Annotated in this window: 16 protein-coding genes; 10 read left to right on the forward strand and 6 right to left on the reverse strand. The window is 73.0% G+C overall.

The features are described from left to right. Nucleotides 1–6: 6 nt before the first annotated feature. The 9 genes from GPA10_RS06935 (at nucleotide 7) to GPA10_RS06975 (ending at nucleotide 14,749) form a co-directional block, all read left to right on the forward strand. On the forward strand, nucleotides 7–1,272 hold the full coding sequence (locus GPA10_RS06935) for a 6-phospho-beta-glucosidase (RefSeq protein ID WP_157164726.1): 1,266 nt from the start codon (nucleotides 7–9) through the stop codon (nucleotides 1,270–1,272). After that, nucleotides 1,263–2,288, forward strand: a complete 1,026-nt coding sequence (locus GPA10_RS06940) for an N-acetylglucosamine kinase (RefSeq protein ID WP_058851034.1) — start codon at nucleotides 1,263–1,265, stop codon at nucleotides 2,286–2,288. The genes GPA10_RS06935 and GPA10_RS06940 overlap by 10 nt, the downstream gene beginning before the upstream one ends. 569 nt (nucleotides 2,289–2,857) lie before the next feature. Next, complete coding sequence (locus GPA10_RS06945; protein WP_343040463.1) at nucleotides 2,858–4,300, forward strand: hypothetical protein; 1,443 nt, start codon at nucleotides 2,858–2,860, stop codon at nucleotides 4,298–4,300. Between the two features lie 17 nt (nucleotides 4,301–4,317). Then, a complete protein-coding gene (locus tag GPA10_RS06950; protein ID WP_157164728.1) occupies nucleotides 4,318–5,367 on the forward strand; it encodes a glutamate ABC transporter substrate-binding protein in 1,050 nt (349 codons plus the stop codon). Nucleotides 5,368–5,452: 85 nt separating this feature from the next. After that, a complete protein-coding gene (locus tag GPA10_RS06955; protein ID WP_157164729.1) occupies nucleotides 5,453–6,772 on the forward strand; it encodes a coiled-coil domain-containing protein in 1,320 nt (439 codons plus the stop codon). Then, nucleotides 6,769–9,570, forward strand: a complete 2,802-nt coding sequence (locus GPA10_RS06960) for a serine/threonine-protein kinase (RefSeq protein WP_157164730.1) — start codon at nucleotides 6,769–6,771, stop codon at nucleotides 9,568–9,570. The genes GPA10_RS06955 and GPA10_RS06960 overlap by 4 nt, the downstream gene beginning before the upstream one ends. Before the next feature lie 2 nt (nucleotides 9,571–9,572). After that, entirely contained in the window at nucleotides 9,573–10,979 is a 1,407-nt protein-coding gene (locus GPA10_RS06965; protein ID WP_157164731.1) for a PP2C family protein-serine/threonine phosphatase, read from the forward strand. A 182-nt stretch (nucleotides 10,980–11,161) separates the two neighbouring features. Further along, nucleotides 11,162–12,514: a vWA domain-containing protein gene (locus GPA10_RS06970; RefSeq protein ID WP_157164732.1), complete on the forward strand. Its 1,353-nt coding sequence runs from the start codon at nucleotides 11,162–11,164 to the stop codon at nucleotides 12,512–12,514. A gap of 96 nt (nucleotides 12,515–12,610) precedes the next feature. Continuing rightward, nucleotides 12,611–14,749: an FHA domain-containing protein gene (locus GPA10_RS06975; RefSeq protein WP_157164733.1), complete on the forward strand. Its 2,139-nt coding sequence runs from the start codon at nucleotides 12,611–12,613 to the stop codon at nucleotides 14,747–14,749. A 110-nt stretch (nucleotides 14,750–14,859) separates the two neighbouring features. Here the strand turns inward: GPA10_RS06975 and GPA10_RS06980 are convergent, their stop codons facing one another. Beyond that, complete coding sequence (locus GPA10_RS06980; protein WP_157164734.1) at nucleotides 14,860–15,849, reverse strand: methyltransferase domain-containing protein; 990 nt, start codon at nucleotides 15,847–15,849, stop codon at nucleotides 14,860–14,862. 85 nt (nucleotides 15,850–15,934) lie between these two features. Here GPA10_RS06980 and GPA10_RS06985 point away from each other — a divergent pair, with 85 nt between their 5' ends. After that, entirely contained in the window at nucleotides 15,935–16,339 is a 405-nt protein-coding gene (locus tag GPA10_RS06985; RefSeq protein ID WP_058851044.1) for a globin, read from the forward strand. Between the two features lie 64 nt (nucleotides 16,340–16,403). On the opposite strand, the gene GPA10_RS06990 is transcribed toward GPA10_RS06985, so the two are convergent. The 5 genes from GPA10_RS06990 to GPA10_RS07010 all read right to left on the reverse strand — a co-directional run bounded on the left by GPA10_RS06990 (nucleotide 16,404) and on the right by GPA10_RS07010 (nucleotide 22,032). Next, complete coding sequence (locus tag GPA10_RS06990) at nucleotides 16,404–17,093, reverse strand: DUF8185 domain-containing protein (RefSeq protein ID WP_157164735.1); 690 nt, start codon at nucleotides 17,091–17,093, stop codon at nucleotides 16,404–16,406. Beyond that, nucleotides 17,090–17,572: an acyl-CoA thioesterase gene (locus tag GPA10_RS06995; protein WP_157164736.1), complete on the reverse strand. Its 483-nt coding sequence runs from the start codon at nucleotides 17,570–17,572 to the stop codon at nucleotides 17,090–17,092. The genes GPA10_RS06990 and GPA10_RS06995 overlap by 4 nt, the downstream gene beginning before the upstream one ends. Before the next feature lies 1 nt (nucleotide 17,573). After that, nucleotides 17,574–19,238: an energy-dependent translational throttle protein EttA gene (gene ettA, locus GPA10_RS07000; RefSeq protein ID WP_058851047.1), complete on the reverse strand. Its 1,665-nt coding sequence runs from the start codon at nucleotides 19,236–19,238 to the stop codon at nucleotides 17,574–17,576. A 314-nt stretch (nucleotides 19,239–19,552) separates the two neighbouring features. Next, nucleotides 19,553–21,061 carry an LAETG motif-containing sortase-dependent surface protein gene (locus GPA10_RS07005; protein ID WP_425505681.1) on the reverse strand — a complete coding sequence of 503 codons (1,509 nt, stop codon included), beginning with the start codon at nucleotides 21,059–21,061 and terminating at the stop codon, nucleotides 19,553–19,555. 392 nt (nucleotides 21,062–21,453) lie between these two features. Next, nucleotides 21,454–22,032, reverse strand: coding sequence for a single-stranded DNA-binding protein (locus GPA10_RS07010; protein ID WP_157164737.1), 579 nt, complete (start codon nucleotides 22,030–22,032; stop codon nucleotides 21,454–21,456). Between the last annotated feature and the right edge of the window lie 288 nt (nucleotides 22,033–22,320).

Consider the following 22,320-nt stretch of genomic DNA (forward strand, 5'->3'; position numbering starts at 1 on the left):
TCAGCAATGAAGCTCGCAGTGGTCGGCGGAGGCTCGACCTACACACCCGAACTCATCGACGGATTCGCGCGGTTGAGGGACACCCTGCCGATCGAGGAACTCGTCCTCGTCGACCCGGCGGCCGACCGCCTGGAGCTGGTCGGCGGCCTCGCCCGCCGCATCTTCGCCAAGCAGGGCCACCCCGGCAGGATCGTCACCACCTCCGACGTGGACGCGGGCGTCGCCGACGCCGACGCGGTCCTGCTCCAGCTGCGCGTCGGCGGCCAGGCGGCCCGCCAGCAGGACGAGACGTGGCCGCTCGACTGCGGCTGCGTCGGCCAGGAGACCACCGGCGCGGGCGGCCTCGCCAAGGCCCTGCGCACGGTCCCCGTCGTCCTCGACATCGCCGAACGCGTCCGCCGCACCAACCCGAACGCGTGGATCATCGACTTCACCAACCCCGTGGGCATCGTCACCCGCGCCCTCCTCCAGGCCGGTCACAAGGCCGTCGGCCTGTGCAACGTCGCGATCGGCTTCCAGCGGAAGTTCGCCGCGCACCTGGGCGTGGACCCGGCCCGGATCCACCTGGACCACGTCGGCCTCAACCACCTCACGTGGGAGACGGGCGTGCGCCTCGGCGGCCCCGACGGCGAGAACGTCCTGCCCCGGCTGCTCGCCGAGCACGGCGAGGCCGTCGCCGAGGACCTGCGCATGCCGCAGGCGATCGTGGACCGCCTCGGCGTCGTCCCCTCCTACTACCTGCGCTACTTCTACCAGCACGACGCCGTGGTGGAGGAGCTGCGCACCAAGCCGTCGCGCGCCGCGGAAGTCGCCGCGATGGAGAAGGAACTCCTGGAGATGTACGGCGACCCGTCCCTGGACGAGAAGCCGGACCTGCTCGCCAAGCGCGGTGGAGCGTTCTACTCGGAGGCGGCGGTCGACCTGGCCGCCTCCCTCCTCGGCGGCGGCGGAAGCCCGTACCAGGTGGTCAACACGTACAACAACGGCACCCTCCCCTTCCTCCCCGACGACGCGGTGATCGAGGTCCAGGCGTCCGTGGACGCCACGGGCACGACCCCGCTCGCCGTCCCGTCCCTGGACCCGCTGTTCTCGGGCCTGATCGCGAACGTCACCGCGTACGAGGATCTCGCGCTGCACGCCGCCCTGCACGGCGGCCGCGACCGCGTCTTCAAGGCACTGCTCGCCCACCCCCTGGTGGGCCAGTACGCGTACGCGGAGCAGCTCACGGACAAGCTGATCGCACACAACCGGGAGCACCTCGCGTGGGCCTGAGCACTCCGCACGGCACCGGCCCCGCGGCGTCCGGGGCACTGCTCGCCATCGACGCGGGCAACAGCAAGACCGACGTCGCGGTCGTCACGGCCGAGGGGCAGGTCGTCGGCACGGCCCGCGGGGGCGGGTTCCAGCCCCCGCAGGCCGGCCTCGAACCGGCGGTGGACGTCCTCGCGGAGGCGGTCTCCCGCGCGCTCGCCGAGGCGGGCACCCCCGTGATCGGGCACGTCTCCGCGTGCCTGGCCAACGCCGACCTGCCCGTGGAGGAACGGCAGTACGCGGAAGCGGTACGGCGGCGCGGCTGGAGCGACAGCGTCGACGTGCGCAACGACACCTTCGCGATACTCCGCGCGGGCCTCGTCGAGGACGCCGAGCCGCGCGGCGTCGCCGTGGTGTGCGGCGCGGGCGTCAACTGCGTGGGCATGCTGCCCGACGGGCGGACCGCCCGGTTCCCCGCGATCGGGAAGATCTCCGGGGACTGGGGCGGGGGCGGGGGCCTCGCCCTGGAGGCGCTGTGGCACGCCGCCCGCGCGGAGGACGGCCGCGGCGGGCCCACCGCCCTCATGGGCGCGCTCCCCGCCCACTTCGGCCTGCCCACGATGTACGCGCTCATCGAGGCGCTGCACCTGGGCGACATCCCCACCGCCCGGCAGCACGAACTGACGCCCGTCCTGTTCGCGGTGGCCGCGGACGGCGACCCCGTCGCCTGTTCCCTGGTCGACCGCATGGCCGAGGAGGTCGTCGCCATGTCGACGGTCGCCCTCGACCGGCTCGGTCTCCTGGACGAGACCGCGCCCGTGCTGCTCGGCGGCAGTGTCCTGGCCGCCCGGCACCGGCGCCTGGACGACGGTGTCCGGGCGCGGCTCGCCGAGCGCGCGCCCAAGGCCGTGCCCCGCGTGGTCACGGAACCCCCCGTGCTCGGGGCCATCCTGCTCGGCCTCGACGAGACAGCCGCCCCGGCAACCGCGTACGCCCGCGCCCGCACCCACTACACCCCTGCGGCCAGCCGCCCCTGACCCTCCCTCACCCTGCCGTCGCGCTGCCGCGCCTCGTCCTAGAACGCCGGACGGGCTTCTTCTCTCCCCCACCCGCCCGCCCTTCCACCGCGCTGACGCGCTTGTCCTCAATCGCCGGACAGGCTTTTCCCACCCGCCCGCCCCCATGCCCCGCCGGGGCACCCCAGCCCGGCCCGGGGAGGTCCCGGGGAAGTTGAAGCCCGTCCGGCGTTTGAGGACGAGCGCGGAGCGCGATTTCAGCCCGTCCGGCGTTTGAGGACGAGGCGCGGAGCGCCGATACGGGGTCCGGGGCGGAGCCCCGGGATCGGAGAAGGGGCGGGACCGGGGCGCCCCGCGAAGGACCGAGCCGCCGAGCCGCCGAGCCGAACAGCCCCCCACGGAACCGAACACCCCTGCGCAGCGTGTTCAAAGATGCCCGGTGGGGGGCCAATCCGTACAAGATCCAGTCAAGGCCTGTGCGGATGTCAGTCCGGGCGGCGATACTTGCGGCCGAGAACCACTTCCGCCGCCACCGGGGCCCGGCCCGGAAGGAAGGCCAGTCCGAAGACCAAGGGGGAGGTCAAGGTCAGGTGACACACCCACCACAGGCACCACCGCAGACACCCGCGCCGACCCGTCCACAGCTCCCGCCCCAGCAGGGGCGAACACCCGGACGACAGGCGCCCACGCCCGCGAGAAGCACGGCATGGGCCGAAGGCATGGACCGCCTGCGCGCGGCGGCGACGACGGAACCGGGCAGGCTCCGCGCCATCGGCGCGATCCTCGCGGCCCTGCTCCTCGCGTTCGGCGCGGTCACCACCTGGCAGACGGCCACCCGCGCGGACGCCGCGGACCGCGTCCTGAACCGCAGCCAGCCCCTGAGCAACGACGCCGCGGCCATCTACCGCTCCCTGGCGGACGCCAACACGGCGGCGTCCAGCGGCTTCCTGGCAGGCGGCCAGGAACCCGCGAAGGTCCGCGAGCGCTACCAGCGCGACATCGACCGGGCCGGCGAGAAACTCGCGACGGCCGCGTCGAACGCGGGCTCCGACTCCTCGTCGGCGGCCTCCGTGAGCCGCCTGAACACGCTCCTCCCCCAGTACACGGCCCTGATCGAGCGCGCCCGCGCCAACAACCGCCAGGGCCTGCCCCTGGGCGGCGCCTATCTGCGGTACGCGAACGACACGATGCAGACCCGGATGCTCCCGGCCGCCGAGAAGCTCTACAAGGCGGAGAACGCCCGCCTGGCCGACGACTACGCCGAGGCCGAGCCCTACCCCTGGGCCGCCATCGCCCTCGGCGTCGTCGCCCTGGCGGCGCTCGGCTTCGCCCAGCACCGCAACTACCGCCGTACGAACCGGGTGTTCAACACGGGCCTGCTCGCCGCCACCACGGCCGCCGCGGTGGCGCTCCTGTGGCTCCTTGCGGGGCACGCCTTCGCCCGCTCCGGCCTGAACGAGTCGTACGACCGCGGAGTGAAGTCCCTGAACGTGCTCAACGACGCCCGCATCAGCTCCCTGAAGGCCCGCGGCAACGAGAACCTGACCCTGGTCAGCAGGGGCGCGGAGACCGTGGCCGTGGGCAGCGCCACGAAGGACAAGTTCGACGTCGCCTATCAGCAGCAGATGAAGCGGCTCGCGGGCGCGCGGGGCACCGGCGGACTCCTCGGCGAGGCGGCGGACCTGGCCGACGACGACGCGGGCAGGACCCCGCTGAAGGCGGCCGCGGACAACGTGACCGAGTGGAAGGACCGCCACAAGTCGGCCCGCACGAGCGACGACTCGGGGGACTACGAGGGCGCGCTCGACAAGGTCATAGGCGCCGCCGGCGCCGAGCCGACCGGTGAGTCCTTCGACAACGTGGACGCGGCCCTCGACGCCGCGCTCGCGCACGAGCAGGGCGAGTTCCAGCGCGCCGCCGAGGACGGCAAGGGCGCCATGGCGGGCCTGCCGGTGGGGGTCGCCGTCCTCGCGGTGCTCGGCGCGACCGCCGCCGTGCTCGGCATCGGCCGCAGGCTTTCGGAGTACCGGTGATAGGGGGCGCGCGGACCATGCGGACGCGACCTGAGAACAGCGGACGGCACGGCGGCGAGGCGCGCCGTCAGGGTGGCGTCGCGGCCCTGCGCGGCTGGGGCGGGGTGGCCACCATGGCGTTCGCCTGCCTCCTCGCGGCCGCGCTCGTCCTGGCCCTGCCGCAGTGGCGCGGCGACGACGGCCGGGGCACCGGGACGGGATCGCGCGAGGGCGACGCGGTGACGCAGGCCGCGCCCGCCCGCGCGGACGAGTGCGAGGCCCCCGAGCGCAGCCTGCGGCCCGACACGAAGGACGGGCCGACGCTGGAGAAGATCAAGCAGCGCAAGGTCAAGAAGCTCGTCGTCGGCGTCGACCAGAACAGCTACCGCTGGGGCTACCGCGACCCGAACAAGGGCGTCGGCACGCTGGAGGGCTTCGACATCGACCTGGCGCGCGAGATCGCGGAGCGGCTGCTCGGCGACCGCGACGCCGTGGTGTTCCGCGCCATCCCCACCAACCAGCGCATCCCCGCGATCCAGAGCGGCCAGGTCGACATGGTCGTCCGCACGATGACGATCAACTGCGACCGCATCAAGGACGTCGCCTTCTCCACCGCCTACTTCGAGACCGGCCAGCAGGTCCTCGCCCCGAAGTCGTCCGACATCACCGGGTACGACGACTCCCTCAAGGGCAAGAAGGTCTGCTCCGCCGCCGGTTCCACGGCGGAGGCCGCGCTCAAGGAGAACAGCTTCGGTGCCGACATCAAGACCACGGTGCCCAATCAACTCGACTGCCTGGTAAGGCTTCAGCTCGGTGAGGTGGACGCGATCGTCACGGACAGCGCGCTCGCCGCCGGCCAGGCCGCCCAGGACCCGACGGTGGAGCTGAAGGGCAAGAAGCCCTTCACCACGGAGTACTACGGCGTGGCGATGAAGAAGGACGCCGACGACCTGGTGCGGCGGGTGAACGCGGTGCTCGACGACTTCCGCAACGACAAGAAGAACGGCTGGCAGGCCTCGTACGACGCCTGGCTCGCCGCCGACCTCGGCAAGTCGGCGGGCCCGCCGAAGCCCACGTACAAGGACTGAGGACGCGTACGCGGGACGAGTGCCGGACGGCGAGTGCCCGACGACGAGAGCCGAACAAGGACAACGCAGAGCGGAGAGGTGATCGATGAGCGTCGCGGGACCCCCCGGCTCCGTGATGGACCGGGACGAGGTGGACCGTGCGCTGGTGCGGCTCGACGCCGAGCACGAGGCGATCGAGACGTCGCTCCTCGCCCTCCAGGACCACGCGGGCCGCCGCCTCCTCGAAGGCGCGAAGCTCACCGGCACCACCCAGGAGCGCTGGCTCGCCGCCGAACGCCAGATCGCGCTCCTGTGGACGTACTTCGACGCGTACGCGGGCACGCTGCGCACCGCACGGGAGGTCCGCGAGCGCAGGCGCTGGCCCAACCGCGAGGACCTCCAGGAGCTGACGCGGCTGCTCCGCGGGCAGAGCGTCACCGTCGCGGGCGGCTCGGCGTCCGGCGCGGCGCCGTCCATCACGGGTCCCGCGAAGCTCACCGAGCACTTCACCCTCGAAGAGCTCGTCACCCGCATGAACGACCTGTACGCGCACTCCCTGGACATGGTCGTCGCCGCCGACGCCGTGTGGTCGGCGCTGCCCGCCCGCATCGACCTGCTCGCCGCCGAACTCCAGCGCACGCGCAGGCTCGCGCACTCGGTGGGCGTGCGCCCCGGGGAGCACCCCTCGGGCGACGACCTGGAGCGCATCACTCGCGAGCTGGCGGCCCTGCGGGAGCAGGTGGTCTCCGACCCGCTGGCGTTCTGGCAGCCCGCGCAGGGCAGTTCGGCGCCGGGCGGCGGCCGCCCGGGCACCGACCGCTACGACCACGCGGCCCGCGCCCTGGAGGACGTGCGCCGCGAGATCGACGCCGTGCTCACGGTCCGCCAGGACGCGGAGGCCCGCCTCGGCAGGCTGCGCGACGTGCTGTCACGGGCGGACCGCACGCTCGCCGAGGCCCGCTCCGCGCGCGGCGAGGTGCTCGCGAAGATCGCCGCCTCCGAGGTGCCCGCGGTCTCCGGACCGCCCACAGCGCTTCAGGAGCAGCTCGCGATGGCCGCCGACTACCGCAGGAACGCCCAGTGGCACCGCCTCTCCCCGCTCCTCGAATCCCTGGAGGAGAAGGCCGAGGACGAACTGCTTCGCGCCCGTGAGTCGTTGACGGCGGTGACCGCGCCGCTCGCCGTCCGCGCCGAGCTGCGCGGCCGGCTCGACGCGTACAAGGCGAAGGTCGCCCGGCACGGCCTGGCCGAGGACCCGTTCCTGATCGAGCGGTACGACGCGGCGCGCCGCATGCTCTGGAGCGCGCCCTGCGACCTGCGCGTGGCCGAGCAGGCGGTCCTGCGCTATCAGCAGGCGGCGGCCGACGCCCTTGCACAAAGGGTTCCGCAGCAGGGCGGGCCCACCGACCGGAGGGGGGAAGCATGAGTGAGCAGCCCGGCGGACAGCAGCCCTGTCAGCGGCCCCAGTGCACGGGTTCGTACGAGGACGTGGGCGGCGGCGAGATGTACTGCGACACCTGCGGCCTCGCCCCGGTGGTGTCGGCGAGCGGCATGGTGGGCTCCCCGGCGACCGGCATCACGGTCGGCGGGCGCAGCGGGAGGAGCGGCCGCAGCGGGCGCAGCGCACGCGGTTCGGCGAGCGTCGGCACCCGCGGCAGCACGCGTTCCACCCGGTCCGCCTCGTCGCGCCGCTCCGTCTCGGGGCGGCTCTCGCGCGCCCTGTCGGGCAAGTCGGGCAGCACGTCGGCGCGTTCGGTCTCGGTGCGCAGCTCCGGTTCGGCGGCGGCCTCCTCCGGCCGCAGCGCGCTCGGCGTCGGCCTGGTCTCCGTACCGCAGGTGCCCCGCCCCGACCCGCGCGGCGCGGTCCAGGAGAAGCCCGAGGTCCCCGAGAGGAAGCGGTTCTGCTCCCGCTCCGACTGCGGCGCGCCGGTGGGGCGCGCCCGCGGCGACCGCCCGGGGCGCACGGAGGGCTTCTGCACCAAGTGCGGCCACCCGTACTCGTTCGTGCCGAAGCTGAACCCGGGCGACATCGTGCACGGCCAGTACGAGGTCGTGGGCTGCCTCGCGCACGGCGGGCTCGGCTGGGTGTACCTCGCCGTGGACCGCGCGGTGTCCGACCGCTGGGTGGTCCTCAAGGGCCTCCTCGACACCGGCGACCAGGACGCCATGGCCGCCGCGATCTCCGAGCGGCGCTTCCTCGCCGAGATCGAGCACGCCAACATCGTCCGCATCTACAACTTCGTCGAGCACCTGGACCAGCGCACGGGCTCCATGGACGGCTACATCGTCATGGAGTACGTCGGCGGCAAGTCCCTCAAGGAGATCGCCAACGGCCGCCGCACCGCGACGGGCAAGCGCGATCCGCTGCCGGTGGAGCAGGCCTGCGCGTACGGCATCGAGGCCCTGGAGGCCCTCGGCCATCTGCACAGCCGCAACCTGCTGTACTGCGACTTCAAGGTCGACAACGCCATCCAGACCGAGGACCAGCTCAAGCTCATCGACATGGGCGCGGTCCGCCGCATGGACGACGACGAGTCGGCGATCTACGGCACCGTCGGCTACCAGGCCCCGGAGGTCGCCGAGGTCGGCCCGTCCGTGGCGTCCGACCTCTATACGGTCGCCCGCACCCTGGCCGTGCTCACCTTCGACTTCCAGGGGTACACGAACGTCTTCGCGGACTCCCTGCCCGACCCCGACAACATCGAGGTCTTCCGCACGTACGAGTCGTTCTACCGGCTCCTCGTGCGCGCCACGGACCCCGACCCGGCCCGCAGGTTCTCCTCCGCTCAGGAGATGGCCGAGCAGCTCACCGGCGTCCTGCGGGAGGTCGTCGCGGTGCAGAGCGGCCGGCCGCGGCCCGCCCTGTCCACGCTGTTCGGGCCCGAAGTGAAGGTCACGGACACCGAGTTGTTCGCGGAGCTCGCGGGCGAGGTGTCGCTCTTCGGGGCGCGCGGGCTGCTCGGCAAGCGGGCCGGTGCGGGGGCGCGGGCCGGTTCCGGTGCGCCCGGCGGCACCGCGCTGCCGGGGCGGGGAGCCGCGAACGCGCTGGGGTTCCCGGCGCCCGGGGAGGCGTCGTCCGGGAATGGTGCGCTGTCGGGCGGTGGGCTGCCGGGCGGTGCGCTGCCGGGCGGCGGTGCGGCGGGCCCGGTCGTCGGGGCCGGTGGAGCTGCCGGTTCCGGTGGGTCCGGAGGGTCCGGAGGAACTGTGGGGGCCTTGGGGGCCGTGGGGGCCATCGGGGCCGGTGAGGGCGGGGCCTCCAGGGCCGCACCCGTGGCCATGGTGCGTCCGCTGGACGCCGCGGCGGCGGCGCTCGCGCTGCCCGTGCCCCGGGTCGACCCGGGCGACCCCAACGCCGGTTTCCTCGCCGGGCTCGTGGACTCCACGGGCAGCGAGCTGATCGCCGCGCTCGGGGCCGCGCCCGCCGCCTCCCCCGAGCTGCGCCTGCGCGAGCTGCGCGCCCGCCTCACCATGGCCGAACCCGCCGCGGCCGCCAAGGCCCTGGAGTCCCTGGAGATAGACCACCACGACGACTGGCGGGTGATCTGGTACCGGGGCGTCGCCTCGCTCACCACCGGCGATCACGAGATCGCCGCGCTCTCCTTCGACGCGGTGTACGACGCGTTCCCCGGCGAGCCCGCGCCCAAGCTCGCCCTCGGCGTCTGCGCGGAGGTGCTCGGCCAGTTGGACAACGCCGCCGAGTACTACCGCCTGGTGTGGGCGACGGACCCGAGCTACGTCAGCGCCGCGTTCGGGCTCGCCCGGGTGCAGCTCGCCGCGGGCGACAGGAGCGACGCCGTGCGCACCCTGGAGTCGGTGCCGGAGTCCTCGATCCACTACACCGCGGCGCGGGTCGCGGCAGTGCGGTCGCGGCTGCGGCAGCGTATGAGGTTCGACACGGAGGCCGGGCCCGGGACCCGGTTCCTCGACGACCTGACGGCCGCCGCGGGGCAGGTGGAGGCGCTCGCGGGCTTCGGTCTCGACGCCGTGCGCAGAGAGCGCCTGTCGACGGAAGTCCTCGGCACGGCGCTCGACTGGGTACTCTCCGGTAGCCACTCCGGTAGCCGTTCCGGCGCCGTGCTGCTCGGCAGCGAGCTGGACGAGCGCGGCCTCAGGTTCGGTCTGGAACGTTCGTACCGAACGCTGGCCCGGCTCGCACAGGGTGGCGAGGAAAGGATCGAACTGGTGGAACGGGCAAACCGTTTCCGCCCTCGGACGTGGGTGTGAAGATGTCGCAGATGCACCAACCGGCGGCCTTGTCGACGTGTCCCAGCTGTGAGGAGCCCCTGGAGTCGGGCGACTTGTTCTGCGGCGCGTGCGGGTACGACCTCTCGGCGGTCCCCGAGCCGCCGGTGGACCGCCCCACCCTCGCGATCAACGGGATGCCTCCGGGGCCTGCGCCTGCCGCGGCTCCGGATCAGGTTCCGGTTCCGGGGCCCGCTCCTGCCGAGTGGCCCGTGGCGCCCGAGGTGGACAGTTCCGACGTCCCGGCGCCGACCCACCGGTCCGCGGACCTGCCCGGCACGGACTCCGCGGGCGGTGACCTCGGGGGCGGCGGCCTCGCGGGCGACGCCGCGCCGGACGACTACCCCCTGCCCGCTCCCGCCGACCCGCGCACGGGCGAGTCCATGGGTGCACCGGCCAACGCGGGAGCACCGGTGAACGCGGGAGCACCCGCCGCCGAAGGAACGGAGGCCGGGATGCCGGCGCCCACCACGGCCACCAAGCTCTGCGTCGCCTGCCGCTCCGGGCACGTCGCCCCGGACGGCTACTGCGAGAACTGCGGTCACGCGCAGCCACGCGAACGGGACCACATGGAGCAGGAGCTCGACGCCGTCGCGGCCGTCAGCGACCGCGGCCTCAGGCACCACCGCAACGAGGACGCGTTCACGATCTCCTCGACCGCGCTGCCGGACGGCTCGCCCGCCGTCGTCGCCATCGTCTGCGACGGCGTCTCCTCCGCGACCAGGCCCGACGAGGCCTCCATGGCCGCGTCCCGGGCGGCCGGCCTCGCCCTCGACGCGTCCCTGCCGCGCGGTACGCACCCGCAGCAGGCCATGCACGAGGCGATCGTCGCCGCCGCCGAGGCCGTCAACGCGCTCGCCGAGGAACCGCACGGGGCCCGCGAGCACCAGCCGCACCAGAACGCCCCCGCCTGCACCCTCGTCGGTGCCGTCGTCACCGGCGGCCTGCTGGTCGTCGGCTGGGTCGGCGACAGCCGCGCCTACTGGGTGCCGGTCGACCGCACCGGGCCGACCGTGCGCCTCACGGAGGACGACTCCTGGGCCGCCCAGATGGTCGCCGCGGGCCTGATGAACGAGGCCGAGGCCTACGCCGACGAGCGGGCCCACGCCATCACCGGCTGGCTCGGCGCGGACTCCTACGAACTGGAGCCGCACACCGCTTCTTTCAAACCGGACCGTCCGGGTGTAGTGGTGGTGTGCACCGACGGCCTGTGGAACTACGCGGAAGCAGCCGAGGAGATGGCCCGCGCCGTACCCGCCGACGCCGCCCTGCGCCCGCTGCACAGCGCCCGGGTGCTCGTCGGCCACGCCCTCGACGGCGGCGGCCACGACAACGTAACAGTGGCGGTCGTACCGTTCCCCGCCGCGCCGCAAGGGGCAGGATCGGCCTAGCGCGGGCGGCGGGGGGCCGCGGCGGCAGGCGCGAGACCTGTGCCTCACGAGACCTGTGCCTCACGAGACCTATGCCTCACGAGACCTGTGCTTCACGAGGCTTCGGCCTCACGAAGCCTGCGCCTCACGAGATCGGTGTCTTACGAGGTCTGTGGAAGAAGTCCTAGGGGGGAGCAACGTCCATGGCCATTTTCTCCAAGTCGAACGTGCCGCAGTTCACGGTCGACGTGTACCAGAACGAGTACCTGCCCGAGGGGGGCCGCGAGGTCAACGCGATCGCCACGGTCACCTCGACCGGCGGCGGCACGATCGGCTCCGCGGTCGGCGCGCCCCATCTGTACTCCGCGGCCGAGGGCCCGGACGCCGCAGTCGCGATCATGGTCGACTGTTCGGGTTCCATGGACTACCCGCCGACGAAGATGCGCGGCGCCCGCGACGCGACGGCCGCCGCCATCGACGCCGTCCGCGACGGAGTCCACTTCGCCGTCATCGGCGGCACCCACGTGGCGAAGGAGGTCTACCCCGGCGGGGGCCGGCTCGCCGTCGCGGGCACGCAGACACGCGCGCAGGCCAAGGAGGCGCTGCGCAAGCTCAGCTCGGGCGGCGGCACCGCCATCGGCACCTGGCTGCGCCTCGCCGACCGGCTGCTCGCCTCCGCCGACATCGGCGCGTCCGCGGTGCGGCACGGCATCCTGCTCACCGACGGCCGCAACGAACACGAGTCACCCGAGGATCTGCGCGCCTCCCTGGACGCCTGCGCGGGCCGGTTCACCTGTGACGCCCGCGGCGTCGGCACCGACTGGGAAGTGAAAGAGGTCACAGGCATCGCCTCGGCGCTGCTCGGCAGCGCCGACATCGTCGCCGACCCCGCCGGTCTCTCCGCCGACTTCACACAGATGATGGAGGCGGCCATGGGCAAGGAGGTCGCCGACGTCAGCCTGCGGCTGTGGACACCCATGGGCGTGGAGATCATGTTCGTCAAGCAAGTGGCGCCCACGGTGGAGGAGTTGACCGACCGCCGCACCGAGGCCGGGCCCCGCGCGGGCGACTACCCCACCGGCTCCTGGGGCGACGAGTCCCGCGACTACCACGTCTGCGTACGCGTTCCCGGTGCCGAACTCGGGCAGGAGATGCTCGCCGCCCGGGTCTCACTGGTCGTACCGGCCGCGGACGGCACCGTACAGACTCTGTCGCAGGGCCTGGTCAGGGCCGTGTGGACGGACGACATGGCGGCCTCCACCTCCATCAATCCGCAGGTCGCGCACTACACAGGTCAGGCGGAACTGGCACAAGTCATCCAACAAGGTCTTGACGCCCGCAAATCGGGCGACTTCGATGGCGCAACGGCCAAACTGGGCCGGGCCGTTCAGCTCGCGAGCGCCTCCGGCAACGAGGACACCGCCAAGCTCCTCTCTAAGGTGGTGGACGTGGTCGACGCCACGACAGGTACTGTTCGATTGAAGGCGCGGGTCGCCGAGGCCGACGAGATGACCCTCGAAACGCGCTCGACGAAGACGGTCCGCGTGAAGAAGTAGCACGCCCCGCCGGTCCCGCGGCGGCAACACCACCAACGCCACAGCAAGCAGTGCACACGGCCTTCGGGCCGGAGAAGGAGAGGGGGAAGCGCCGACATGCCGACCTGCCCGAACGGACACCAGTCGGGTTCCGACGACTGGTGCGAGGTCTGCGGTCACCGCATGGCCGGTGCCGTACCGCCACCGCCTCCCCCGCCGCCTCCGGCCGCCGGGTACGGCTATCCGCCGGCGCCTGGCCAGCAGGGCCAGCACGGTGGGCCGCCCGGTCAGCCTGGCGGTCCTGGTCAGCACGGTGGCCCCGGCGGTCCTGGGGGTCCCGGTGGGCCCGGTCAGCCTGGCGGTCCTGGTCAGCCTGGGCCCGGTCAGCATGGTGGGCCCGGAGGTCCCGGTCAGTCTGGCGGTCCTGGTCAGCACGGTGGGCCCGGAGGTCCCGGGGGCCCTGGTCAGCACGGGGGTCCCGGTGGCCCCGGGGGTCCCGGACAGCCTGGTGGCCCCGGTCCGCACGGAGGTCCCGGGGGCCCCGGTGGTCCCGGCTTCGGCGGTCCCGGCGGTCCCGGCCCGCACGGTGGCCCGGGTGGCCCCGGCCAGCCCGGCCGCCCGCACCTGTCCGCGGTCCCGGACCGCGGCGGCGAGCCCGAGCTCTGCCCCCAGTGCCGCACGCCCCGCGAGGCCAACGCGCCGTTCTGCGAGGAGTGCCGCTGGAACTTCCTGACGGGTACGGCCACGTCGTACACCCCTGCCGCGCCCAACCCGCCACTGCCCACGCCCGGACCCGGTGGGCCCGGCGGCCCCGGGGGGCCTGGTGGGTACGGTCCCGGTGGTCCCGGTGGTCCCGGTGGCCACGGAGGGCCCGGCGGCCCGAGCGGTCCCGGTGCGCCCGGCGGGCCTGGTGGTCCTGGTTTCGGCGGCCCCGGCGGTCCCGGCCCGGGTGGCCCCGGCGGTCCCGGTGGGCAGGGCCCCGGCCCCGGCGGCCCGGGTGGTCCCGGCTTCGGCGGGCCCGGCCCCCATGGGCCTGGTCCCGGCGGTCCCGGCGGCCCCGGCCCCGGTGGGCACAGCGGCCCCGGCGGTCCCGGCCCGGGTGGTCCCGGTGGACCTGGCGGACACGGCCCCGGCCCCGGTGGGCCTGGCGGTCCCGGTGCGCCCGGCCAGCCGTTCCACCAGGGTCCGCCCCCTCCCGGCTCCGGCGGTCCAGGTGGCCCCGGCGGCCCGAACGGCCCCGGCGCCCCCGGCACCGCTCCGGACTCCGGCCGCCCCGGCCCGGGTCAGGACGGCCTCGACTACCAGGGCTCCCGGCCCTCCCAGGTGAACCGCCCGGCCGAGCCGATCCCTCCGTTCGGCAACGGCGGCGGCAACACCGGCGGCGCGGGTGGCCCGGGTGGCCCCAACGGTCCCGGCGGTCCTGGTGGTCCGGGCGGACCCGGCTCGACCCCGCCCGGGGCCCCGCAGGCCTTCCACCAGCAGGGCCCCCCGGCCCCGCCCGCGTACCCGCAGGAGACCGGCGCCCCGCAGGGCCCGCCCGGCCAGGGCGGCCCCGGCCAGGGCGGCCCCGGCGGCCCGTCCGCGCAGCCCTTCGGCGGCGGGGGCGGCGTCGGTGACGACTGGATGATCTCGCCCCCGTCGACAACGGCCCCCGGCCAGGGCGGCCCTGGCGGACCCGGTAGTCCTGGTGGTCCCGGCGGACCCGGCGGTCCTGGCGCTCCCGGCCAGGGCGGCCCCGACGGCCCACCACAGCAGGCGCAGCAGGCGCAGCAGGCGCAGCAGGGCTACGGCTACCCCGGCCCCGCCCCCAGCCAGCAGCAGTCGCAGCCACCGTCGCAGCCCCAGGGCCCCGGCACCTGGACGGCGACCATCGGCCCCGACCGTGAGTACTTCATGGCGATGATGCAGCGCAGCGGCCCCGAGGCCGCGGGCCTGAACCTGCCCGCGTACTCCCCGGAGCAGCAGCGTCCGCTGATCGGCAACCAGATCTCGATCGGCCGCCGCCGCCACTCCACCGGCGACACCCCCGACATCGACCTGTCGGTGCCGCCGGAGGACCCGGGCGTATCGCACCAGCACGCGGTCCTGGTCCAGCAGCCGGACGGCGGCTGGGCGGTCGTCGACCAGAACTCGACCAACGGCACCACGGTCAACGGCGGCGAGGAGCCCATCCAGCCCTTCGTCCCGGTCCCGCTCCAGGACGGCGACCGGGTGCACGTGGGCGCCTGGACGACGATCACCGTCCGCCGCGACTGAACCACCCGCCGCGACGGATCCGTCCGCCGCGACCGACCCGATCCGACCCACCCCCTACGGGGGGAACGCCCCTACGGGGGACCCGAAGGGCCGTACACCTGTCACCGCCGTCACAGCGGCCAGGCGTACGGCCCTTCGGGGTCGTCCAGCCACGCCCACTCGTACGGTCCGCTGATGGTGACCCCGAAGCGTTCCCGTACGGGCCGCCGCTCCCGCTGCCACAGCGCCAGGGCCTCGTACGGGTCGAGGCTGCCCGCCGTGAGTTCGAGCAGGAACCGGAACAGTTCGCTCTGCAGCGCCCTGCGCGGCAGCCCGCCGATGTGCTGCTCCGGCCGTGTCCGGCCGCTGCCGCCGCGCAGCGGCACGAAGTACGCGGGTGTGTGCAGGAAGCGTCCCTCCGCGTGCTCGGCGTCCGTGACCCGCAGGGCGATGAGCCCGGTCGCCAGCGGCGCGAGCACCCGCGCGCCGGGGCGGCACTGGGCGAGCCAGGCCCGGGGCACCGCGTCGAGCGCGCAGGTCGCGATGATCCGGTCGAAGGGCGCCCGCTGCGGGCAGCCCGCGGCGCCGTCGCCGGTGACCACGGCCGGCCGGTACCCGGCGGCCCTTAGGTGCTGCCGCGCGGCCTCGGTGATGTCGGGGTCGAGGTCGACGGTCGTGACGTGCTCGTCGCCGAGCCGGTGGGCGAGCAGCGCCGCGTTGTAGCCCGTACCCGCGCCGATCTCCAGTACGTCGTGCCGGGCGCCGTCGCCGACGTCCAGCTCCAGCAGCATCCTGGCCATCAGCGAGGGCTGGCTGCTGGAGGAGACCAGTTCCCCGTCCCGCACCCGGGTCGCGAGGGGCGCGTCCGCGTACGCGCCGCGCAGCCACCGCGCCCGCCGCACCGGATCGGGGTCCTCGCCCCACAGCCGCTCGTACGCCCCGGTCGAGCTCACGTAGTAGTACGGCACGAAGAGGTGGCGCGGCACCGCCTGGAACACCTCCCGCCAGGCCGGGTCGTCCTCGAAGGCGCCACCGGCCTCGATCTCCCGCACCAGCGCGGCCCGCGCCTCCGCGGCCTGCGCGGGGTCGGGTTCCCTATCGAGCGGAGCGTGCGCACCCATACCTCTACTGTGCTGCCCGGGGCCGCCCTGTGCGAGTGGTCCTAAGCCTTCCGTCCTCGTCCGGCGCGTCTGAGACCATGGAAGGGTGAATGAGATCCCGCGCGGCACGCTTCAGGAGCAGACCTTCTACGAACAGGTCGGCGGCGAGGAGACCTTCAGGCGCCTGGTGCACGTGTTCTACCAGGGAGTCGCGGAGGACCCGCTGCTCCGGCCGATGTATCCGGAGGAGGACCTGGGCCCGGCCGAGGAGCGCCTCGCGCTGTTCCTGATGCAGTACTGGGGCGGCCCCCGCACCTACAGCGACAACCGCGGCCACCCTCGCCTGCGCATGCGCCACGCGCCCTTCACGGTCAACAGGGAGGCCCACGACGCCTGGCTCAAGCACATGCGCACGGCCGTCGACACCCTGAACCTCTCCGAGGAACACGAGCGCATCCTCTGGAACTACCTCACGTACGCGGCAGCCTCCATGCTGAACACCCCCGGCTAGCCCCGGTGCTTCCGCCCCTGTGGAGCTTGGGGCCGGGGGCACCGCCCCCGGCCTTCGGTGCCGCTCATGCGGGCGTGACGGTGAGCCCCTCGGCGACGCCCGCCCGACGCAGGGCAACGGACCCGTAGGACGTACGCAACCGCAGCCAGGGCCCGGCGGCCAGCAGGTCGAGCGCGCCCCCGCGCAGGAACCCCAGGGCCTGCGCGGCATGCGCGGCCCGCACGGGCACCTCGGTCCCGGGCACACACCGGGACCAGATCTCCCGCCCCACCCGGTCGAGTTCGGCCCGCACCCGCCGGTCGGGCGCCAACTCCTCCACCCGCGCCCGGAATTCGGCGACAGCGGCCTTCACGAGCTCCCGCACGTCCCCCATCGGGGGCAGCCCGGACACCTGCCGCCACCCGCCCCTGGGCGGCAGCACACCCGCCCAGGGCGGCCCCGTGACAGCCGCGGGCACGGCGAGGGTACCGGCCGTCTCCACGGACTCCCCCGCGTCCGCCACGCTCTCCAGCAGTTCCCCCGCGGAGACGGTGATGTCCAGCGAGGTGTCGAGCCCGTGCTCGTACGGCTTGGCGAGGCGCGCCGTCCGGATCGCGAGCACCTCGAACGACGGCGGCCGTCCGAACACCGCGAGAGCGTCGCCCGTGGCCTGGAGCCGCACCGCGGCCGCCTTGTCGTAATGGATCAGCCGGGCCAGGAAGGCGGCGAGATCCGCCGCCTCCCCGGCATCGACCAGGTGCAGTCGCACGGTCATGCGACGAGCGCCCCCGAACCGCCCGCGCCCCGGACCGCCGCGGCGGCCACCGGGCCCACGGTGCTCTCGGGCCGGTACTGCTCGAGGACGGCCCGCTCATGGGCGGTGATCCGCCGCGGGCGCTGCGCCTTCAGATCGAAGGGCACGACGACCGTGGAGGCCCGCACGTACACCTGCCCGCCCGGCTCGGGGTCCTTTATCTCGTACGAGACCGTCAGCGAGGCGGCACCGATCTTCGTGACCCACGACTCGATGGTCACCGGCTCGTGCCGGTGCACCAGCGGCCGCAGGTAGTCGATCTCGTGACGCGCCACGACGGACCCGCCGGAGAACGAGGGACCGTCGTCCTCGGCCGAGAGCCGGAACATGAAGTCGATCCGCGCCTCTTCCAAGTACCGCAGGAAGACGGCGTTGTTGACGTGCCCGAAGGCGTCCATGTCCGACCACCGCAGTGGGCAGCTGTAGAGGTGACGGGCCATGTCAGCCCCGGGTGAGCTTCTTGTACGTGGCGCGGTGCGGCCGGGCCGCGTCCGGGCCGAGACGCTCGATCTTGTTCTTCTCGTACGACTCGAAGTTGCCCTCGAACCAGAACCACTTGGAGTCGCCCTCGTAGGCGAGGATGTGCGTGGCGACCCGGTCGAGGAACCACCGGTCGTGGGAGACCACGACCGCGCAGCCCGGGAACTCCAGAAGCGCGTTCTCGAGCGACGACAGCGTCTCGACGTCGAGGTCGTTGGTGGGCTCGTCGAGGAGCAGCAGGTTGCCGCCCTGCTTGAGGGTCAGCGCCAGGTTCAGCCGGTTGCGCTCACCGCCGGAGAGCACACCCGCGGGCTTCTGCTGGTCCGGGCCCTTGAAGCCGAACGCGGAGACATACGCGCGCGAGGGCATCTCGACCTGGCCCACGTTGATGTAGTCCAGCTCGTCCGACACGACCGCCCAGAGCGTCTTCTTGGGGTCGATGTTGGCGCGGCCCTGGTCGACGTAGGAGATCTTGACGGTGTCGCCGACCTTGATGTTGCCGGAGTCCGGGGTCTCCAGGCCCTGGATCATCTTGAACAGCGTGGTCTTGCCGGCACCGTTCGGGCCGATGACACCCACGATGCCGTTGCGCGGCAGCGTGAACGACAGGTCGTCGATGAGCACCTTGTCACCGAAGGCCTTGGAGAGGTTCTCGACCTCGACGACGATGTTGCCGAGGCGCGGGCCCGGCGGGATCTGGATCTCCTCGAAGTCCAGCTTCCGCATCTTGTCGGCCTCGGCTGCCATCTCCTCGTAGCGGGAGAGTCGCGCCTTGGACTTGGCCTGCCGCCCCTTGGCGTTGGAGCGGACCCACTCCAGCTCTTCCTTCAGACGCTTCGCCCGCTTGGCGTCCTTCTGTCCCTCGACCTTGAGGCGGGTGGCCTTCTTGTCCAGGTACGTGGAGTAGTTGCCCTCGTAGGGGTGCGCGCGGCCGCGGTCCAGCTCGAGGATCCACTCGGCCACGTTGTCCAGGAAGTACCGGTCGTGGGTGACGGCGACGACGGTGCCGGGGTACTTCGCGAGGTGCTGCTCCAGCCACTGCACGGACTCGGCGTCCAGGTGGTTGGTGGGCTCGTCGAGGAGCAGCAGGTCGGGCGCCTCCAGGAGCAGCTTGCACAGCGCGACGCGGCGGCGCTCACCACCGGAGAGGTTGGTGACCGCCCAGTCGCCGGGCGGGCAGCCGAGGGCGTCCATGGCCTGCTCGAGCTGGGTGTCCAGGTCCCACGCGTTGGCGTGGTCGAGGTCCTCCTGGAGCTTGCCCATCTCCTCCATGAGGGCGTCGGAGTAGTCCGTCGCCATCAGCTCGGCGACCTCGTTGAACCGCTTGAGCTTGCCCATGATCTCAGCGGCGCCGTCCTGCACGTTCTCCAGGACCGTCTTGGACTCGTCCAGCGGCGGCTCCTGCAGGAGCATGCCGACCGTGTAGCCCGGCGACAGGAACGCGTCACCGTTCGACGGCTGCTCGATGCCCGCCATGATCTTGAGCACCGTGGACTTGCCGGCGCCGTTCGGACCCACGACACCGATCTTCGCGCCGGGCAGGAAGTTCAAGGTGACATCGTCGAGGATCACCTTGTCGCCGTGCGCCTTGCGCGCCTTGCGCATGGTGTAGATGTACTCAGCCAAGAGGAACCGTCCGGCAATCAGTGTGTGGGCAGATACACCCCATCTTGCCTGACGGCCACCTCCCGGAGGAAACCAGTAGGCCCTGGGGCCGCTTACCTGGACCTTCCCCGCGCAAACCCGTGACCGGCCCGTCACCTGCCGTCAGAGGGGCGGAGCGCGTCTCAGTCCTCGGATGGCGCCTCACTCCTCGGACGGGGCGAGGAGCCTCACCCCTCGGACGGGGTCGCGAGGCCTCACCCCTCGGACGGGGTCGCGAGGCCTCACCCCTCGGACGGGGTCGCGAGGCCTCACCCCTCGGACGGCGATGAGGAGCCTCACTCCTCGGGTGCGGAGGGGGATGAGGCGGACGAGGCAGACTCGGCAGGCGGGGCGGTCGGGGCCGTTGCCGCCGGGGCCGCCGGGTCCTTCTTCTTACGGAGGAAGAAGACCGCGCCGCCGCCGACCACGACCATGACGATCGCGATGCCCGCTATCAGAGGCGTCGCGTTCGACCCGCCGGTCTCCGCGAGGTCGCCGCCCCCCGAGGTCCCGCCGGCCGAGGCGGGGCTCGGTGCGGGCGCGGGCTGCGCCTTGCCGCCGACGTCGACCGCGCTGCCCTCGGTCCTGCAGTCGAGGACCCCCGCGAACCGCTTCTGGAAGCCACCGGGCCCCGTGATCGTGAAGTCGTAGGCCTGGTCCTCCTGCAGCGGTATCGTCACCGTCCGCTTCGTACCGGCCTCGATGGTGTGCTCGACCCCCATCAGGCTGAAGCTGAACGGGGCGTCCCCCTTGTTGCTCGCCGTGATGTCCACGCCGCGCTCGGCGCAGTTCTTCTCCGCGGACAGCGCGGGTATCGCGCCCTTCTGCGCCCAGTGGGCGGTCGCGCCCGCGGACACCGTGGACTCGCTGGACCCCGCGAGTATCTGCGTCTGGCTGCGGGTCTCCGAGGTGAAGGCCCGCCCGACGGGCACGGTCGTGGACGCCTGCACCTCCAGGGCGGCCGTGCCGTCCGGGCTGCCCTTCGGCACGTCGAAGAAGAGCCTGCTGCCGTCCCGCGCCGCCTTGACCGGCTTGCCGTCCTTACCGACGATCCGCACACCGCTCGCCGAGTCCGCGGGCGGTGTGACGGTCACGCCGTCCGCGCCGGTCCGCACGGTCACCGGGCCGATGCGCTCGCCCGCGCGCCCGGCGACGGCAGGCTGCTCCAGGGTGAGCGACGCCTTCGGCTCGGGACTGCTGCGGGCGCTGCGCTGGAGGTAGTCCGCTAGCTTCTCGGCCCGCGGGTCCACAGCCTTCACGTCCGCCTTGTCGGAGTACCGCCAGATCGCCACCTGCGTGCCCGCCGCGGCCGCCTCCGCGGTGAGCGACTTGGCGCCCGCCTTCCGCGCGAGCTGCGCCAGGTCGTTCACCCGGGGGTAGGAGTGCTGGAGGATCCAGCGGATCTTGCCGGCCTGGGCGTTGCCGTGCAGGGACGTCCCGCGCCAGGGCGTCTCCCGGTACTTCGCGTCCTTCTGCGTGGGGTTGTTCACGTCGACGCAGTACGTCTGCAGGGTGCCGCCGTTGTCCACGGACATCTCGAAGAGGCCCGCGGGTATGCGCCGACTGACGCCGTCCTCCCGGATGACCGCCTGGCCGTACGTCTTCAGGTCCGTGAGGGTGGCGCTCGCCCCGCCCCGGTACTGCGGGGTGTCCGTCACCGTGGCCGCGATGGCGGGTGCCGCCAGGCCGGCGAGGGCGAGCCCGGACACGGCCGCGGCGACGGCGAGGCGCCCGGCACACCGGCCGCGCGGCGACGACTTGCCGAGCGCCTTGACCGCAGGGCGCTCCGAGAACGCAGAAAACACAGAAATCCCCTCCGGGCGGGACCCCTTCACATGGGGGGACTGGTCCCGCCAGCAGATTCAACCGAGCAGATTCATCTGCCGATCGCCCCGTTGGACCTCTACCGCCTCACGGGGCCACGCCCGGCATCCTAAGGATGTGGCGCATCGTGGTTCCCAGGAGTTCGGTCCGGCAACCGATCCGAATCGGAATTGTTATCGACAACCCCCCTTCTGAGCTGGGTATATCGACAAATCAATGGTTCCGCTTCGATCTTCGCGCGGCTTCCGCACACCGCACCCACCTGAACTGTGCGGCGCCTGCACCCGACTTGCGCGGTGTCTTCACCTGACTCGTGCGGCGCCTTCATCCGCCGCATGCGCGATGTCTGCACCCCCGCACCTGTGCGGTGACTTCACCCGACCGGCACGGCGTCCTGTTCCCGCTCGGTCTCTTCCGCCCCTTCCCCCTCTTCAACTTCAACGTCCGCCGTCCCCGCCCCCTTTTCCGCAGCTCCCGGTTTGGGAAGTTCGAACTCCGACCCCTCTTCCGCCGCTCCCGGTGCGGGAAGTTCGAACTCCGGCTCATCTGCGGTCCCCGGCCCGGTACTTCGGTCCTTCCGGGAGTGAAGGGCCGGTTTCCCCGCACGCCGGAACGCCGACGTACCGCGTGCGAGATCGTGTCCGATCGTGTGGGCGTCGATGTCCGCCGACTGCCAGTGCTGTCCGCCGCGCTCCTCGTCCCGCACCCGCAACCTCCCGCGCACGACGACCGGTTCGCCCACGGAGAGTGAGCTCTGCGCGTTGAGGCCGAGGGTGCGCCGGGCCCATACCGTGAAGAAATTGGTGTGCCCGTCCGCCCAGGCGTTCCGTGCCCGATCGAAGTGCCGCGACGTGACGGCGATCCGGAAGCGCGTCACCGGCCCGGACGGAAGCTCGCGGAACACCGGCGTCGTCGCCACGTTCCCCACCACCGTCACCATCGTGTCGTTCATGCCGACCCCTCCCTCGTCTGCCACGTCCCCGGCCGTACGGGCTCGTCCCGCCCGGCTGCGGCGACTGCGGATCTCAGACTGCACCCCGCCGTGCGGAGCCCGCTGAGACCTGTGTTCTACCGGCCGGTTGTGGACAACTCCGTCACCCGAACACGCACTTCCGCTTCCCTCGCCACGGGGAGGCCCTGGCCGGAAGCCCCCTGGGGCCGTAAGCCCCCTGGGGCCGGAAGCCTCTGCTCGGGGGGGCCGGAGGCCCGGGACCGGGAGGCCGAGCCTCGGAGGCCGAGG

Source organism: Streptomyces typhae, assembly GCF_009755605.1.
Taxonomy (GTDB): Bacteria; Actinomycetota; Actinomycetes; order Streptomycetales; family Streptomycetaceae; genus Streptomyces; species Streptomyces typhae.

Coding starts and splice junctions, on each gene's coding strand:
- GPA10_RS06935 (WP_157164726.1), top strand. CDS start 7: ATGAAGCTCGCAGTGGTCGGCGGAGGCTCGACCTACACACCCGAACTC.
- GPA10_RS06950 (WP_157164728.1), top strand. CDS start 4,318: ATGCGGACGCGACCTGAGAACAGCGGACGGCACGGCGGCGAGGCGCGC.
- GPA10_RS06955 (WP_157164729.1), top strand. CDS start 5,453: ATGAGCGTCGCGGGACCCCCCGGCTCCGTGATGGACCGGGACGAGGTG.
- GPA10_RS06960 (WP_157164730.1), top strand. CDS start 6,769: ATGAGTGAGCAGCCCGGCGGACAGCAGCCCTGTCAGCGGCCCCAGTGC.
- GPA10_RS06965 (WP_157164731.1), top strand. CDS start 9,573: ATGTCGCAGATGCACCAACCGGCGGCCTTGTCGACGTGTCCCAGCTGT.
- GPA10_RS06970 (WP_157164732.1), top strand. CDS start 11,162: ATGGCCATTTTCTCCAAGTCGAACGTGCCGCAGTTCACGGTCGACGTG.
- GPA10_RS06975 (WP_157164733.1), top strand. CDS start 12,611: ATGCCGACCTGCCCGAACGGACACCAGTCGGGTTCCGACGACTGGTGC.
- GPA10_RS06980 (WP_157164734.1), bottom strand. CDS start 15,849: ATGGGTGCGCACGCTCCGCTCGATAGGGAACCCGACCCCGCGCAGGCC.
- GPA10_RS06990 (WP_157164735.1), bottom strand. CDS start 17,093: ATGACCGTGCGACTGCACCTGGTCGATGCCGGGGAGGCGGCGGATCTC.
- GPA10_RS06995 (WP_157164736.1), bottom strand. CDS start 17,572: ATGGCCCGTCACCTCTACAGCTGCCCACTGCGGTGGTCGGACATGGAC.
- GPA10_RS07010 (WP_157164737.1), bottom strand. CDS start 22,032: ATGAACGACACGATGGTGACGGTGGTGGGGAACGTGGCGACGACGCCG.